Source organism: Streptomyces inusitatus (assembly GCF_014651115.1).
Classification (GTDB): Bacteria; Actinomycetota; Actinomycetes; order Streptomycetales; family Streptomycetaceae; genus Streptomyces; species Streptomyces amakusaensis.
In genome coordinates this window covers 1-15031 of sequence record NZ_BMWG01000006.1, presented here as the reverse complement: position 1 = coordinate 15031, position 15031 = coordinate 1, and the positions used below count along the sequence as shown (strand labels likewise).

Sequence of the window (15031 nt, the reverse complement as noted above, 5' to 3'; positions counted from 1 at the left end):
GCGCGCCGTTCGCGCCGTACCCTGGCCATCATGAGCGAGTGTCCGCATGTGGCCGAGCTGCCCCGCCCGGAGCCGGCCCCGTTGAGCGAGACCTGCCCCGAGTGCCTGGCCGCCGGGGTGCAGCCGGTGCATCTGCGGCTCTGCCTGGTCTGCGGCCATGTGGGGTGCTGCGACTCCTCGCCGCTGCGGCACGCGAGCGCGCACTTCACCGAGACCGGGCATCCGGTGATGCGGAGCTTCGAGCCGGGCGAGAGCTGGCGCTGGTGCTTCGCGGACGGGGCCCTCGTCTGACGACCCCCGTACGGCGGGGTCCCGTACGGCGGGACCCTCGTACGACGGAGCCCTCGTACGGGGTGGCCGCGGCCCGCCCGGCGGACGGACGTACGACCCCGGGAGCCGTCCGGGACACCCCGGCGCGGCGAAGAGCTTCGGCAGGTCGGGAACCCGGGCGGCGGTTCGTCCGTCTGAAGCGTGGGTACGTCAACCATCCACCCCTTCCGCGCAATTGGATCCCGCGCACCTCTAGCCACTGCATGTGTTCATATGCTTACCATGAGTGACAGGGGCTGAGGGGTGGGGGCCCGGCGACAGCGCACCATGGATCGCGATAGCGTCGCCGAGCCAGTACCGGCTACGTACGGACTGCGTAGCGACGGCTTCGGGATCTTTCTCCCGTGGCCCGGAAAGAGCTTGTGTCACCTTGGAGGTGAGGGTGTCCCAGATCGCAGGCGAGCCCGGGACCCAGGACTTCGTGGAAGTCCGGCTGCCCGCTGCGGGTGCCTATCTGTCGGTGTTGCGTACGGCCACGGCCGGACTCGCGGCACGATTGGACTTCACCCTTGACGAGATCGAGGATCTGCGGATCGCGGTCGACGAGGCGTGCGCGATCCTGCTCCAGCAGGCGGTCCCCGGCTCCGTACTCAGCTGTGTCTTCCGGCTGATCGACGACTCGCTGGAGGTCACGGTCTCCGCGCCGACGACCGACGGGCGGGCCCCGGAGCGCGACACCTTCGCATGGACGGTGCTCTCCGCGCTGGCGGGCATGGTCGACTCATCGGTCGCCGAGGACCGCACGGTCTCCATCAGCCTGTACAAGAAGCGCGGCGCGGGACCCGGTCCGGCGTGAGAAGCGAGGACGGTCCGGTGCGCGACGAGCCTCCCTCGCTGCACGGCTTCCCGGAGCAGCACGCCCGACCGCATCCGGAGGACGGGCCCGCGGGCCCGGGGGCCGCGGCGGCCGCGGCCGACCAGGCGCGGGCCGGGGGCACGTCCCCCGGCTCCAGCGGGGATGCCCCCGCCCAGGCGGAGCCCTTGGGGAAGGCGGGCCATATGACCGAGCATGTCCATGAACAGCAGCAGCACCATCCGCAGGACCGCAGCGGGGCACGGGCGCTCTTCATCGAGCTGCGCGAGCTGCCCGACGGCTCCGTGGAGCGGGCCGAGCTGCGGAACCGGCTGGTGCGGATGCATCTGCCGCTGGTCGAGCATCTGGCGCGGCGGTTCCGCAACCGCGGCGAGCCGCTGGACGATCTGACGCAGGTCGCGACGATCGGTCTGATCAAGTCGGTGGACCGGTTCGACCCGGAGCGGGGCGTCGAGTTCTCGACCTATGCCACCCCGACGGTGGTCGGCGAGATCAAGCGGCACTTCCGGGACAAGGGCTGGGCGGTCCGGGTGCCCCGCCGGCTCCAGGAGCTGCGGCTGTCGCTGACCACGGCGACGGCGGAGCTCTCCCAGCAGCACGGCCGCTCGCCCACGGTGCACGAGCTGGCCGAGCGGCTGGGCATCTCCGAGGAGGAGGTGCTGGAGGGTCTGGAATCGGCCAATGCCTACTCCACACTCTCCCTGGACGTCCCCGACACGGACGACGAGTCGCCCGCCGTCGCGGACACCCTGGGCTCCGAGGACGAGGCGCTGGAGGGCGTCGAGTACCGGGAGTCGCTGAAACCGCTGCTGGAGGATCTGCCGCCGCGCGAGAAGCGCATTCTGCTGCTGCGGTTCTTCGGCAATATGACCCAGTCGCAGATCGCGCAGGAGGTCGGCATCTCCCAGATGCACGTCTCCCGGCTGCTGGCCCGCACTCTGGCGCAGCTTCGGGAGAAGCTGCTGGTGGAGGAGTAGGCCGCCCTCCGGTCCTCCGGCGGGGAAATACGGGAGGGGGTGGCGGGACACCGTCCCCCACCCCCTGAAGCCCTCGGCTACGCGTCGCGGGCGCCCGGGCCCCGGATGTCGAGGGCCTGGGTCGTGGTCGGGTTGACCAGCAGCACCAGGCCGGAGACGGCGACGGCCGCGACCAGCATGCCCAGCGGGATCATCCCGCCGGACGCGCGCAGCAGCGTCCACGCCGGGATCAGCGCCATGAGATGGGTGATCAGCGCCGGTCCCCGGCTCCAGCTCCGCCGCAGCAGCAGTCCGCGCGCGGCGGCCAGCGGGAGGACGCCGAGTGCGATCAGCGTCACTCCGCCCATCTCCGCCTGGGTGGGATTCTCGGGTCGGCCCAGCACTCCCATGACCAGCATGTAGACGCCGTAGACGACCAGTGCCAGGCCTTCCAGGCCGGACACCGCCGCCGCGGCGGTCAGGCGGGCAGGGCGCGGGGTCTGGTCTTCGCTCACCCGAGAAGGGTAGCCGCCGCCCGGATCCGGGGGCCGGAGCAGGGTCCGGCCCGGCACCCGGGGCTGGGCCGGGTACCCCCGGGTAGGTACGCTGCAACGCATGCGCGCACTCCTCGTGGTCAACCCGGCAGCAACCACCACCAGTGCACGCACCCGTGATGTGCTGATCCACGCGCTCGCCAGCGAGATGAAGCTGGAGGCCGTCACCACCGAGTACCGGGGCCACGGCCGGGACCTGGCGCGCCGGGCGGCCGAGTCCGGGGAGATCGACCTCGTGGTCGCCCTCGGCGGCGACGGCACCGTCAATGAAGTCGTCAATGGTCTACTCCACAGCGGTCCCGACCCCGAGCGGCTGCCCCGGCTCGCCGTGGTGCCCGGCGGTTCGACCAATGTCTTCGCCCGCGCCCTGGGGCTGCCGAACGACGCCGTGGAGGCCACCGGCGCGATTCTGGACGCGCTGAGCGAGCAGAGCGAGCGGACGGTGGGGCTCGGCCTCGCCTCCGGCACTCCGGGCACCGAGGACGAAGGGGTCCCGTCCCGCTGGTTCACCTTCACCGCCGGGGTCGGCTTCGACGCGAGCGTGATCGGCCGGGTCGAGCAGCAGCGGGAGCGCGGCAAGCGCTCGACGCACGCGCTCTATGTGCGTCAGGTGCTGCGGCAGTTCCTGGAGGACCCGCACCGCAGACACGGGATGATCACACTGGAGCGCCCCGGGCAGGCCCCGGTCACCGATCTGGTGGTCTCCATAGTCGCGAACACCTCGCCGTGGACCTTCCTGGGCAATCGCCCGCTGTACGCCTCGCCCAAGGCCTCCTTCGACACGGGCCTCGACGTGCTCGGGCTCTCCCGGCTCTCGACGCCGGCGGTGGCGCGCTTCGGCACTCAGCTGTTGACGTCCAGCCCCGAACGGGGACCGCACGGCAAGCACGCGATTACTCTCCATGACCTCACCGACTTCACCTTGAATTCAAAGGTTCCACTGCCTTTTCAGATGGACGGTGACCACCTGGGACTCCGTACGAGCGTGACGTTCACAGGCGTACGCCGTGCACTGCGTGTGATTGTGTGAGTAGAAGGCTCAAACGGCCTTTATCTCGAACGTACGGACTGGGCTCCACCCCATAGAATGACGGCTGTGACCTAGTCGACACCGAGGAATCAAAAAAAACTTCCCGGAAGGGGTTGTATCCGTCGCCGAGGTTTGCGAGTCTCTTCATGGCGATCGGGACGGCCCGCAGAATCGGCCCGCAGATCACCGGAACCCCTCCCCAAACCCTGGACCACCTCGGCATGATCGATGGTCGGCCCTTCCGTTGCGGGGGGATTCGTGAAAGCGTTCACATTCACAAGCAACTTGCAAGTCATACCAAGGAGAGGTAGCAGCCATGGACTGGCGTCACAACGCCGTTTGCCGCGAGGAAGACCCCGAGCTCTTCTTCCCCATCGGCAACACCGGTCCTGCGCTGCTGCAGATCGAGGAAGCCAAGGCCGTCTGCCGTCGCTGCCCCGTCATGGAGCAGTGCCTGCAGTGGGCGCTTGAGTCCGGCCAGGACTCCGGCGTCTGGGGTGGCCTCAGCGAGGACGAGCGCCGCGCGATGAAGCGCCGTGCCGCTCGCAACCGGGCGCGTAACGCCAGCGCCTGAGAGAGCCACCGCAGCGAGCCTTGAGCATCCGGCGGCGCGTACAGCGAGTACGCACTCACCGCCCACGAGCCGCAGCGCGCAGCAGTAACCAAACAGCATTCGAGCCCCGGACCGCATTCCAGGTCCGGGGCTCGCTGCTGTACACGGACGCACGGATACACGGACACGGACTCATCGGCGTATCGCCGTGAATACGCTCCGAAACAGTGCTCAATCCGCTCCGGAATTACTTCTGGGCAGGTACCGGGATATCGAGTACGACCCGGGTGCCGCGATCCGGCTCGGAAACCGGGAGCATGTCGAACGTTCCGCCCAACTCCCCTTCCACCAGGGTCCGTACGATCTGCAGACCGAGATTTCCGGCGCGCTGGGCGTCAAAGCCCTCGGGCAGTCCCCGGCCGTCGTCCTGGACCGTGATGAGCAGCCGGCTGACGCGTTCGTCGCCGCGCCACTCGCTCCGTACCGCCGACACCTCGACCGAGCCGCGCTCCCCCGACGGGAAGGCGTGCTCCAGGGCGTTCTGGAGGACCTCGGTGAGCACCATGGAGAGCGGGGTGGCGACCTCGGCGTCGAGGATGCCGAAGCGGCCGGTGCGACGGCACTCGACCTTGCCGGGGGAGATCTCGGCGACCATCGCGATGACCCGGTCGGCGATCTCGTCGAACTCGACCCGCTCGTCCAGATTCTGCGAGAGGGTCTCGTGCACGATGGCGATCGAGCCGACCCGGCGCACGGCCTCGTTGAGGGCCTCCCGGCCGCTCGCCGAGTCCATCCGGCGGGACTGGAGCCGCAGCAGCGCGGCGACCGTCTGGAGGTTGTTCTTCACCCGGTGGTGGATCTCCCGGATGGTGGCGTCCTTGGTGATCAATTCTCGCTCGCGGCGGCGCAGTTCGGTGACGTCGCGCAGCAGCACCAGGGAGCCGATCCGGACGCCCTTGGGCTTGAGCGGAATGGCGCGCAGCTGGATCACCCCGCCGTTGCCCTCGACCTCGGCCTCGCGCGGCGCGTAGCCGCTGGCGAGTTTGACCATGGCCTCGTCCACCGGGCCGCGGGCGGGCGCGAGTTCTGCGGTCACCTGTCCGAGGTGGTGGCCGACGAGGTCGGAGGCGAGGCCGAGCCGGTGGTAGGCGGAGAGCGCGTTGGGACTGGCGTACTGGACGATGCCGTCGGCGTCGAGCCTGATCAGCCCGTCGCCGACGCGCGGGGCCGCGTCCATGTCGACCTGCTGGCCGGGGAAGGGGAAGGAGCCCGCGGCGATCATCTGCGCCAGGTCGGAGGCCGACTGGAGATAGGTCAGCTCCAGCCGCGACGGGGTCCGCACGGTCAGCAGATTGGTGTTGCGGGCGATGACCCCGAGGACCCGGCCCTCCCGGCGCACCGGGATCGACTCGACCCGTACGGGGACCTCCTCGCGCCACTCCGGATCGCCCTCGCGCACGATACGGCCCTCGTCGAGGGCGGCGTCGAGCAGCGGGCGGCGGCCGCGCGGGACGAGATGGCCGACCATGTCGTCCTGGTAGGAGGTGGGGCCGGTGTTGGGCCGCATCTGCGCCACGGAGACATAGCGGGTCCCGTCGTGGGTGGGGACCCACAGGACGAGATCGGCGAAGGACAGGTCGGAGAGCAGCTGCCACTCCGAGACCAGCAGATGGAGCCACTCCAGGTCGGAATCACTGAGAGCGGTGTGCTGGCGTACGAGGTCGTTCATGGAGGGCACGTGTGCGAGCGTACCCGTGGCCCGCGCGGAAGGCGTCGGGCGGCCGGGCGGACTGGGGCGAAGGCGGAGCGGGGACGGGGTGAACAGGGGGCGCGCCGGGGGCCGGAGGGCCGCGGTCCCAAGCAATCCCCGCCGATCCATGGACATCCGCGAATGGTCTAGTCCACAATGAATGGGCAAGCGAAACTTCCGCTCTCCCCGCACAGGAGAGTGGAACGAGGCCCCTGCGCTCTCTGCCCTGACTGCGCTTGGACCTCTCCACGGCCGCGCGGGCCCGCACACTCGCCGGCCGGAGCACTCCGGGCTGCGGTGCCGGACGGGTTGAGGGTCCCGTCAGGCGCCGCGGCCCGCGGGTCTGTCCGGCCACGCCCGCATCGCCACCTCCACCACCTTGGCCAGCTCATCGGCCGACGCCCCGTCCCTGGCCTGCTGGGACATCCCCTGAAGCACCGCCCCGGCGTACCGGGCCAGCGTCCGCGCGTCCGTGCCCGGCGGCAGCGCCCCTGACGCGACATCCGCGCCGATCCTGCTCTCGAACGCGGCCAGACCGGCCTCGCGGCGCTCCCGCAGGGCGGCCCGCACATCGGCGGCCGTGCAGTTGGCCGCCGCGCTGATCATCAGACAGCCCCTGGGGTGCTCCGGATCCGTGTACTCCACGGCCGCCTCGCCGAGCAGCCGCCCGATGGCGGCACGCGCCGTGCCCTCCTCGGCCAGCGCCCGGCGCCCGAAGTCGCCGTAGCGGCCCGCATAGCTCTCCACCACCTCGCCGAACAGCGCCTTCTTGTCGCCGAAGGCCGCGTACAGGCTGGGTGCGCCGATGCCCATCACCCGGGTGAGGTCGGCGATGGACGTCGCCTCGTAGCCGTGCTCCCAGAACGCCATCGTGGCCTCGTGGAGGGCCTTCTCACGGTCGAAGGAGCGGGGGCGGCCGCGCTGTCTCGTCGCCATGGCCGTCATTCTATAGCGCCCACTAGATAATCTGATACGGTCCTTTCTGTAGCGACCGCTAGGTAAAGGGGGGCGCGGCCATGGGCGCGCTTGGAGCGACAGAACAGAGGTCCGGGAAGCTCGCGGGGCGTACGGCGCTGGTCACCGGCGGCGGCCGGGGCATCGGGCGGGGGGTGTCGGAGCGGCTGGCGCGGGACGGCGCCCGGGTCGCCGTGCACTACGGCGGCGACGAGGAGGCGGCGCGGAAGACGGTGGCGGCGATCGAGTCGGCCGGCGGCTCGGCCTTCCCTCTCCGCCAGGAGCTGGGCGGGCCGGGCGACGCGGCGGCGCTGTGGGCGGAGTTCGACCGGCTCACGGACGGCGCGGGGCTCGACATCCTGGTCAACAACGCGGGGATAGGCACGGCCGCGCCGTTCGCCGAGATCTCGGAGCAGGAGTACGAACGGCTCTTCGCGGTCAATACGAAAGCGCCGTTCTTCCTGGCCCAAGAGGGTCTGTCCAGACTGCGGGACGGCGGCAGGATCATCAATGTGTCCTCCGGGCTCTCCCGTGCGGCGGTGATGCCGGAGCTGATCGCGTACGCCATGACCAAGGGAGCGCTGGATGTCTTCACCCGGGATCTGTCCAAGACCCTGGGCCCGCGCGGCATCACCGTCAACTCGGTGGCCCCGGGCATCATCGACACGGACGGGACCTCGGCCATGCTGCGCGCGAGCGACGAGGCGTGGGCGGCCGCGGCGGCCCACGCCGCACTCGGCCGGGTGGGCGAACCGCGGGAGGTCGCGGACGTGGTGTCCTTCCTCGCGTCCGACGACTCCCGGTGGATCACCGGGGCCTGGATCGATGTGACCGGCGGTTCGCTGCCGTAGGGGCGGCGGGGTCTCAGCGGGTCTCGGTCACCTTCGCCAGGGCTCGGGGGGCGTCGGGGTCCTGGCCGCGGGCGATGGTGACCTCGTAGGCGAGGAGTTGCAGGGGGAGGATCTCCAGGACGGGCTGAAGCTCCTCGGGGACACCCTGGGTGGGCAGGGTGAAGCCCGCGGAGGCGGCCTCGACCTGGCGGGAGGGGCCGATGACCACCAGGTCGGCGCCTCGGCCGCGGAGTCGGTCGAGGACGGGCTGGAGGGCTTCGCCACCCTTGCCGTCGGTGACGACGGCGATGACCGGGGAGATGTTGTCGACCATCGCCAGCGGGCCGTGGAGCAGATCGGCGCCGGAGTAGGACAGGGCCGGGATGTAGCTCGTCTCCATGAGCTTCAGGGCGGCCTCCTTCGCCGTGGGGTAGCCGTAGCCCCGGGAGGTGATGACCATGCGCTCGGCGAAGCGGTAGCGCGAGGCGAGGCGGCGCACCTCGTCCTGGCGGTCCAGGATCCGTTCCGCCAGCTCCGGCAGGGCCCGGGCCGCCGCGCCGTCCGCGCCGCGCAGTCCCTCGATGAGGAGGTAGAGCGCCAGCAGGGAGGCGGTGTACGTCTTGGTCGCCGGGAGGGCCTTCTCGGGGCCGGCGAGGATGTCGATGTGGAACTCGGAGACCGCCGCCAGCGGGGAGTCCGGGTTGTTGGTGACCGCGAGCGTGATCGCCCCCGCCGCGCGGGCGGCCCGGGTGGAGTCGACCAGGTCGGGCGAGCCGCCGGACTGGCTGACGGTGATGACGAGGACGTCCCGCAGATCGGGCCGGGCCCCGTAGGCCGTGGTGGTGGACATGGAGGTCAGCCCGCAGGGCAGCCCCAGCCGGATCTCCAGCAGGTATTTCGCGTACAGGGCCGCGTTGTCGGAGGTGCCGCGCGCCGTCAGCAGCACGAACCGGGGCCGGCGCGCCGCGATCAGCGCGGCCGTCTCATGGATCCGCGGCGCACCCCTGTCCAGGATGCGCCGCAGTACCTCGGGCTGTTCCGCCATCTCGCCGGACATGATCCGGCCGGGGTGTTCGCTCTGGTCGGCCGGGTGAGTGGCGTCCATGCTGGCCTCCGGGCTTTCCGTGCGCCGGGGGCGGGGCGGCGAGCCGCGACCCGCCCCGGCGCGTACGGTCCGCTTCGGTCAGGCCCCGGCGCCCTGGCCGGTGATGACCTCCGCGGCGGCCCGCCCGCAGACGCGAGCGGCGCCGTGGGTCGCGATGTGGAGCGCGCCCTTGGGCGTCGCGCGGTTCACGCCCATCTCGACCACGACCGTGTCGGGCCGGGCGTCGATCAGCGCTTCCAGCGCCGCCGCCATCCAGGCGTGGCGGTGGACATCGCGTACCACTGCCACGATCCTACGGTCTGCCGCCTTGGCCAGCACCTCGCTCACCAGGGCCGACGCATCGGCCTCCGGCTCGCCGTAGGTGTCGGCCACGGTGCCCGGGAGCAGCTTCGCCAGCTCCGGGGCGACACCCCAGGGGGTCTCGGCGCCGACGGCGATATTGGCCACCGGGGCGAACGAGGCGACATAGGGCGTGCCGGTGACGGGCTCGTAGGGCAGTTCGCCCGCCGTGACCCGGATCGCTCGGCGCGCGGCGATCAGTCCGATGTCGGAGCGGACGGTGCCGGGCGCGCTCCCCTCCTGCTGTGCCGCGCCCGGCTCCGCCGCGGCCGTCCTGGCCCGCCGGGTCCACTCGGCGAGGGAGCGCACGCGCGCCGCCGCCTCGGCCAGTCGCTCCTCGGGCAGATCTCCGTTGCGTACCGCGTTGACCAGGGCGTCCCGCAGGGACAGCACGGTGCCCTCGTCGGCGAGCCCGCCGCCGACGCAGATCGCGTCGATGCCGGCCGCGATGGCGAGGACGGAGCCCCGCTCGATGCCGTACGTCGAGGCGATGGCCTGCATCTCGATGCCGTCGGTGATGATCAGACCGTCGAAGCCCAGCTCCTCGCGGAGCAGCCCGTTGAGAATCTGCGGGCTCAGCGTGGCGGGACGGTCGGCGTCGAGAGCGGGCAGCAGGATGTGCGCGCTCATCACGGCCTTGGGGCCGGCCGCGATCGCCTCGCGGAATGGCAGCAGATCACGGGCGTGCAGGGTGTCGAGGCCCACATCGATCCGGGGCAGCGCGTGGTGCGAGTCCACATTGGTGTCGCCGTGCCCGGGGAAGTGCTTGATGCACGCCGCGACGCCGGCGGCCTGCATGCCCTCGACGTACGCGATGGTGTGCCGGCCGACCAGCCGGGCGTCGGCGCCGAAGGACCGTACGCCGATGACCGGGTTGTCCGGATTGGCGTTGACATCGGCGGACGGCGCCCAGTTGAGGTCGACGCCGCAGGCGGCGAGCCTGCGGCCGAGCTCCTGGGCGACCTCACGGGTGAGGTCGGTGTCGTCCACCGTGCCCAGCGCGTAGTTGCCGGGGAAGGAGGAGCCGTCGCGCACCTCCAGGCGGGTGACGTCACCTCCCTCCTCGTCGATGGCGACCAGGACGTCGTCCCGCTCCGCGCGCAGCTGCGCGTTGAGGGCGGTGAGCTGCTCGGGGGTGACGATGTTGCGGCCGAACAGTCCGACCGCGGCGAGGCCCTCGCCGATCTGGCGGAGCAGCCAGTCCGGCGCGGTGGTGCCGACGAAGCCCGGCTGGAGGACGGTCAGCGCGTCGCGGGTGAGGGTGTCCGAGGACCCTCGTACAACGGTGGTCATGGAGGGTCCTTATCCCTTCACTGCGCCGGAGGTGAGGCCCGTGGCCATCTTCTTCTGGATGAACATGAAGAAGATGACGACCGGGATCGCGATCATCGTCGACGCCGCCATCAGCGCGCCGTAGTCGACGCCGCGGGCGGTGGTGAAGTTCGTCAGCCAGACGTTCAGCGTGAACTTGTCGTTGTCCTGGAGGACGATGTACGCGAGCAGGTACTCGTTCCACGCGTTGATCAGCGAGTAGATCGAGGCGGCGGCGAGGCCGGGGGCGAGCAGCGGGAAGATGATCCGCCAGAAGGCGCCCATCTGCGTGCACCCGTCCACCATCGCGGACTCTTCCAGCTCCTTCGGGATGTTGATCACGAAGCCGCGGATCATCCAGGTCGCGAAGGGGAGCGTCGAGACCAGGTAGATGACGATGACGCCCCAGTACTCGTTCAGCGCGCCGAAGTCGTTGAGCTGGAGGTAGATGGGGATCAGCATCGCGGTGGGCGGCAGCAGCTGCACCAGGATCAGCACGATCATGAAGGCCCGGCGACCGTAGAAACGGAAGCGGCCGATCGCGTACGCGGCGACGGTGGCCATGATCATCGCGCCGACGACGGCGGTGAAGCTGACAATCAGGCTGGACTTGATCGCGGTGCCGAAGTTCTCGTAGTCGATGGCACGGGCGAAGTTGTCGAACGTGAACGACGACGGCCAGAGCGTCTGGTCGTAGCTGCGGATCTCCTTGTTGGGCCGCAGGGCACTGACGACGAGCCAGTACACCGGGAAGATCATGACCACGAAGGCCACGACGCCGATTCCGTTGTAAACGAAACGGCTCTTCTTCTTACGGTCCGACGAGGGCTTCTTCTTACCGGTGGGCACGGACTTCACAGTGGTCACGGGCGTATCGGTCTTCGGCGCGGAGGCGGTGGCGCTCAATCGACCTCTCCGATCTTGAGCAGCTGGCGCAGGTAGTACACGGCGACACCGGACAGCAGAAGCACGGTGATCAGGGAGATGGCCGCGCCCTGGCTGAAGGAATTGGACTCGAATGCCTTGTTGAAGGCGTAGAGGCCGATGACTTCGTATTCGGGCTCGGGCTTGCTTCCGCGCATCAGCCAGACCTGGCCGAGCACATTGAAGTCCCAGATCACCGAAAGCGTGGCGACCATCTGGAAGACCGGCTTGATGACCGGGAAGGTCACATAGCGGAAGTTGCCGAACGCGTTGACGCCGTCGATCGCGGCGGCCTCTTCCAGTTCCTTGGGAACCTGGGTGAGAGCCGCGTACAGCGTGATCGCGACAAAGGGAATGGCTCCCCAGACGACGACCGCGCCGATGATGAGGAAGCCCTGCTTGTAATCGAGCCACCAGTTGTGGCCCTGGAAGTCGAAGCCGAGGTGCTTCGTCAGGACCATGTTCAGGACGCCGTAGTCGGAGTCCGAGAGCCAGCGGAAGATCGAGGCCTGGACCATCAGCGGAATGGACCAGGCGGCGATCAGCGCGCCGGTGATCATAAGCCGCGCCCAGTCCGACATGCGCTGCATCATGAGCGCGATTCCGAGACCGATGGCCAGGGTGGCGACCACGCAGATGGCCATGAAGACAATGGTCAGAACGACCGAGTCCCAGAAGGCCGAATCCCCGAGGATTTCCGTGAATTGCTCGAAGCCGACCCAGGGGGCCGGCGCACCGGTCCACAGCTCAGTGCGGCCCACGTCCTGGAAGGACATGATTGTCGTCTTGATCAGCGGCCAGACGAACACCGCGAGAATCGCCACGACAGTCGGGGCGATCAGGAAGTAGGGCAGCAGCGCCCCCTTGTTTCTCCGACGTCCGCCTCCCCCTGATGTCTTGGGTTCGTGGACTTCCGCTGGCCGCTTGTCGGCCACCGCGGTGTCGGAGGCTTGGGGGTCCGGTCCCCCGGGGGTCTTGAGCATGTCGGCGGCACTCATCGTGCGTGGCCTTCCGTTCGGACTGTTCACCTGAAGGCGGGGGTGATGGGGCCGCGCGGTGGCGCGGCCCCATCACCCCCGGGGAGATCAGAGGGTCTAGACCGCTAGGGTCAGGACTTCTCGTTGATCAGGGCGTTGATCTCCTCGTCGGCCTTCTTCGTGGCGTCGGCGACAGAGGTTCCACGGATGATCTGAAGCAGCATCTGCTCCAGGATCTCCTTCTTCTCGATCGCGGCCCAGCCGGGGGCGATCGGGGTGAACCAGGCGCCCTCGACGGCGTTGGCGGCCGGCGCGGTCTCGGGCTTGGTCTTCAGGACCTCAAGCTGCTTGGTGTTGTTCGGCAGCGTGTTCTTGGCGGTGAGCGCTTCCTGGTTCTTCTCGTTCGTGTAGATCGAGATCCAGTCCTCGCCCAGGTCCTGCTGCTTGGACTTGGAGATGACACCCAGGTCCGAGCCACCGATGAAGGTCGGGAGCGGCTTGCCCTCGGGGCCGGGCATGACCACGGGGTGGATCTTGCCCTTCAGCTCGCCGTTGCCGTTGCCCTCGGAGTCGGTGACGCTGCCGGCCTCCCACGCGTTGCCGTAGAGGACAGCCGTCTTCTCGTTGGCCATCACATTGGCGTGGTCCTGCTCGTCCTTGGTCTTGTCGGCCTTGTTGTACTTCTTGACCAGGTCGACGAAGTGCTGGATGCCCTTCTGGGCCTCCGGCGTGGAGAGCTGGCTCGACCACTCCTTGCTGCCCTCGTCGTACTTGGCGATCTGGCCGCCGTACGCGGAGACGTAGGACATGGCCGCGTACCAGTAACGACCCGGCAGGTACAGCGCGGAGAACGCCTTGTCGTCCTTGCCGTACTTGGCCTGCACCTTGTCCAGGGCCTTGATGAGGTCGGCCTCGGTCGCCGGCATCTTGTCGACGCCCGCGCCCTTCTGGAACATCTCCGCGTTGTAGATACCGACGCGGGCGCCACCGTAGTAAGGCACGCAGTAAAGGGTGCCCTCGTAGGTGCAGGTGTCCTTCAGACCCTTGATCCAGGTGTCCGAGTTGGCGTACTTCTTCTCGTCCTTGATGGGGGCGAGGGCCTCGTTGAGGATGTACGTCATGGTCTCGGTGTTGCCGAGCTCGACCACGTCGGGGAACTTGTCACCGGAGAGGGCGGCGTCGAGCTTCTTCGTCTTGTCAGCCCAGAGCTGGTACTGAATCTTGACGTCGACCTTCGGGTACTTCTTCTTGAACTCGTCGTTCGCGGCCTTGACGACCTCAGGCCAAGTGGACTGAGCGTCATTCATCAGCCACACGGTGAGAGTTCCCGTACGGTCCTTCGGGTCCTGACCGGCTTTGGTGCCGGAGTCCGAGCTACAGGCCGCAACCGAAGCCATCATGACCGCTACACCGACCGCAGCTATGAGCTTGCGCTTCACGCCACCCTCCTCAAGGGATGCAGATTTCCCCCCACCACCCGGGAGTCGCACAACACGCAGAGAGCAGCGCTTTTCGGTCTGCCCGTGGGGCTGGGACCTGGTCTTTAATGGTTTAGACCAGTACCCGGAGCTTGGCCTAGACCTTTAGGGGTGTCAAGGGTGTATAAGAAGGGCAGTCGCGTCCGTTATAGGACCGACACCTGAGGGAGGGCGACGACCCGTGACCGGACCGTGCCACCATGTGAGCCGCTACAGACGGAGGAGCCGGTGACGGCAGCAATGCAGGAGTCGGGAAGGCGGGCAATGACCACGGACGGGGTGGGTACGGAGACCGAGGGCGGGCCCCAGACTCGTACCGCGCGTGTCCCCAAGTACTACCGGCTCAAGCGCCACCTTCTGGACATGACAGAGACTATGCCGCCCGGGACTCCCGTGCCCCCGGAACGCACGCTCGCGGCCGAATTCGACACCTCGCGCACGACCGTCCGCCAGGCGCTCCAGGAGCTGGTAGTCGAGGGCCGACTGGAGCGTATCCAGGGCAAAGGCACGTTCGTGGCCAAGCCGAAGGTCTCCCAGGCGCTCCAACTGACCTCGTACACGGAGGACATGAGAGCCCAGGGACTGGAACCCACTTCTCAGCTGCTGGACATCGGCTATGTCACGGCCGACGACAGTCTGGCCGGACTGCTGGACATCTCGGCGGGCGGCCGGGTGTTGCGCATCGAGCGGCTCCGGCTGGCGAGCGGCGAGCCGATGGCGATCGAGACGACCCATCTCTCGGCGAAGCGTTTTCCGGCGCTGCGCCGGAGCCTGGTGAAGTACACCTCTCTCTACACGGCGCTCGCGGAGGTGTACGGAGTCCATCTCGCCGAGGCCGAGGAGACCATCGAGACCTCACTCGCGACACCGCGTGAAGCGGGGCTGCTGGGGACCGATGTGGGGCTGCCGATGCTGATGCTTTCACGCCATTCTCTGGACGGCGGGGGCGAGCCCGTGGAGTGGGTCCGCTCGGTCTATCGGGGCGACCGCTACAAGTTTGTCGCCCGTCTGAAGCGCCCCGCGCACTGACCGGCCGAAGGGGGCGGGCGGGCCCCCCCCCCCGGGGGGCGGGCCCCCCCCTCGCCCCGGCCCGCCCCCCGCCCGGCCGCCGGGGCCCCGCCCCGGG

The 15031-nt window shown here is 69.1% G+C and carries 15 protein-coding genes; 7 read left to right on the top strand and 8 right to left on the bottom strand.

The genetic code is table 11. The features are described 5' to 3' along the window. The first annotated feature begins 30 nt into the window (after nt 1–30). The 3 genes from IE247_RS12640 to IE247_RS12630 all read left to right on the top strand — a co-directional run bounded on the left by IE247_RS12640 (nt 31) and on the right by IE247_RS12630 (nt 2121). The gene (locus IE247_RS12640; protein ID WP_190123148.1) at nt 31–291 is read left to right on the top strand and encodes a UBP-type zinc finger domain-containing protein; all 261 of its coding nucleotides are present in this window, start codon (nt 31–33) and stop codon (nt 289–291) included. 421 nt (nt 292–712) lie between these two features. Continuing rightward, a complete protein-coding gene (locus IE247_RS12635; RefSeq protein WP_190123147.1) occupies nt 713–1126 on the top strand; it encodes an ATP-binding protein in 414 nt (137 codons plus the stop codon). After that, nucleotides 1015–2121, top strand: coding sequence for an RNA polymerase sigma factor SigF (locus tag IE247_RS12630; RefSeq protein WP_229869077.1), 1107 nt, complete (start codon nt 1015–1017; stop codon nt 2119–2121). Before IE247_RS12635 ends, IE247_RS12630 begins: the two co-directional genes overlap by 112 nt. A 77-nt stretch (nt 2122–2198) precedes the next feature. Here IE247_RS12630 and IE247_RS12625 read toward each other — a convergent pair whose 3' ends face one another. Next, entirely contained in the window at nt 2199–2615 is a 417-nt protein-coding gene (locus IE247_RS12625; protein ID WP_190123145.1) for a hypothetical protein, read from the bottom strand. 100 nt (nt 2616–2715) lie between these two features. Here IE247_RS12625 and IE247_RS12620 point away from each other — a divergent pair, with 100 nt between their 5' ends. Together IE247_RS12620 and IE247_RS12615 are read left to right on the top strand one after the other, a co-directional pair. Continuing rightward, nucleotides 2716–3684 (top strand): diacylglycerol/lipid kinase family protein, encoded by a 969-nt coding sequence (locus IE247_RS12620; RefSeq protein WP_190123144.1) that lies wholly within the window; start codon nt 2716–2718, stop codon nt 3682–3684. A 316-nt stretch (nt 3685–4000) separates the two neighbouring features. After that, complete coding sequence (locus IE247_RS12615) at nt 4001–4258, top strand: WhiB family transcriptional regulator (protein WP_003953983.1); 258 nt, start codon at nt 4001–4003, stop codon at nt 4256–4258. 226 nt (nt 4259–4484) lie between these two features. Here the strand turns inward: IE247_RS12615 and IE247_RS12610 are convergent, their stop codons facing one another. Together IE247_RS12610 and IE247_RS12605 are read right to left on the bottom strand one after the other, a co-directional pair. Continuing rightward, a complete protein-coding gene (locus tag IE247_RS12610) occupies nt 4485–5975 on the bottom strand; it encodes a sensor histidine kinase (protein WP_190123143.1) in 1491 nt (496 codons plus the stop codon). Nucleotides 5976–6308: 333 nt separating this feature from the next. After that, a complete protein-coding gene (locus IE247_RS12605; protein WP_190123142.1) occupies nt 6309–6923 on the bottom strand; it encodes a TetR/AcrR family transcriptional regulator in 615 nt (204 codons plus the stop codon). An 80-nt stretch (nt 6924–7003) separates the two neighbouring features. Here IE247_RS12605 and IE247_RS12600 point away from each other — a divergent pair, with 80 nt between their 5' ends. After that, nucleotides 7004–7792 (top strand): SDR family oxidoreductase, encoded by a 789-nt coding sequence (locus IE247_RS12600; protein ID WP_190123141.1) that lies wholly within the window; start codon nt 7004–7006, stop codon nt 7790–7792. A 13-nt stretch (nt 7793–7805) separates the two neighbouring features. Here the strand turns inward: IE247_RS12600 and IE247_RS12595 are convergent, their stop codons facing one another. The 5 genes from IE247_RS12595 to IE247_RS12575 form a co-directional block, all read right to left on the bottom strand. Continuing rightward, nucleotides 7806–8876 (bottom strand): SIS domain-containing protein, encoded by a 1071-nt coding sequence (locus tag IE247_RS12595; protein ID WP_190123140.1) that lies wholly within the window; start codon nt 8874–8876, stop codon nt 7806–7808. A 78-nt stretch (nt 8877–8954) separates the two neighbouring features. Beyond that, a complete protein-coding gene (locus IE247_RS12590; protein ID WP_190123139.1) occupies nt 8955–10508 on the bottom strand; it encodes a glycoside hydrolase family 3 protein in 1554 nt (517 codons plus the stop codon). A gap of 9 nt (nt 10509–10517) precedes the next feature. Next, a complete protein-coding gene (locus IE247_RS12585) occupies nt 10518–11384 on the bottom strand; it encodes a carbohydrate ABC transporter permease (RefSeq protein WP_373305554.1) in 867 nt (288 codons plus the stop codon). Nucleotides 11385–11428: 44 nt separating this feature from the next. After that, on the bottom strand, nt 11429–12448 hold the full coding sequence (locus IE247_RS12580; protein ID WP_190123138.1) for a carbohydrate ABC transporter permease: 1020 nt from the start codon (nt 12446–12448) through the stop codon (nt 11429–11431). A gap of 110 nt (nt 12449–12558) precedes the next feature. After that, nucleotides 12559–13866, bottom strand: coding sequence for an extracellular solute-binding protein (locus tag IE247_RS12575; RefSeq protein WP_190123137.1), 1308 nt, complete (start codon nt 13864–13866; stop codon nt 12559–12561). Nucleotides 13867–14169: 303 nt separating this feature from the next. Between IE247_RS12575 and IE247_RS12570 the strand changes: the two genes are divergently transcribed. Beyond that, nucleotides 14170–14934: a GntR family transcriptional regulator gene (locus IE247_RS12570; protein WP_190123136.1), complete on the top strand. Its 765-nt coding sequence runs from the start codon at nt 14170–14172 to the stop codon at nt 14932–14934. The last annotated feature ends 97 nt before the right edge of the window (nt 14935–15031 follow it).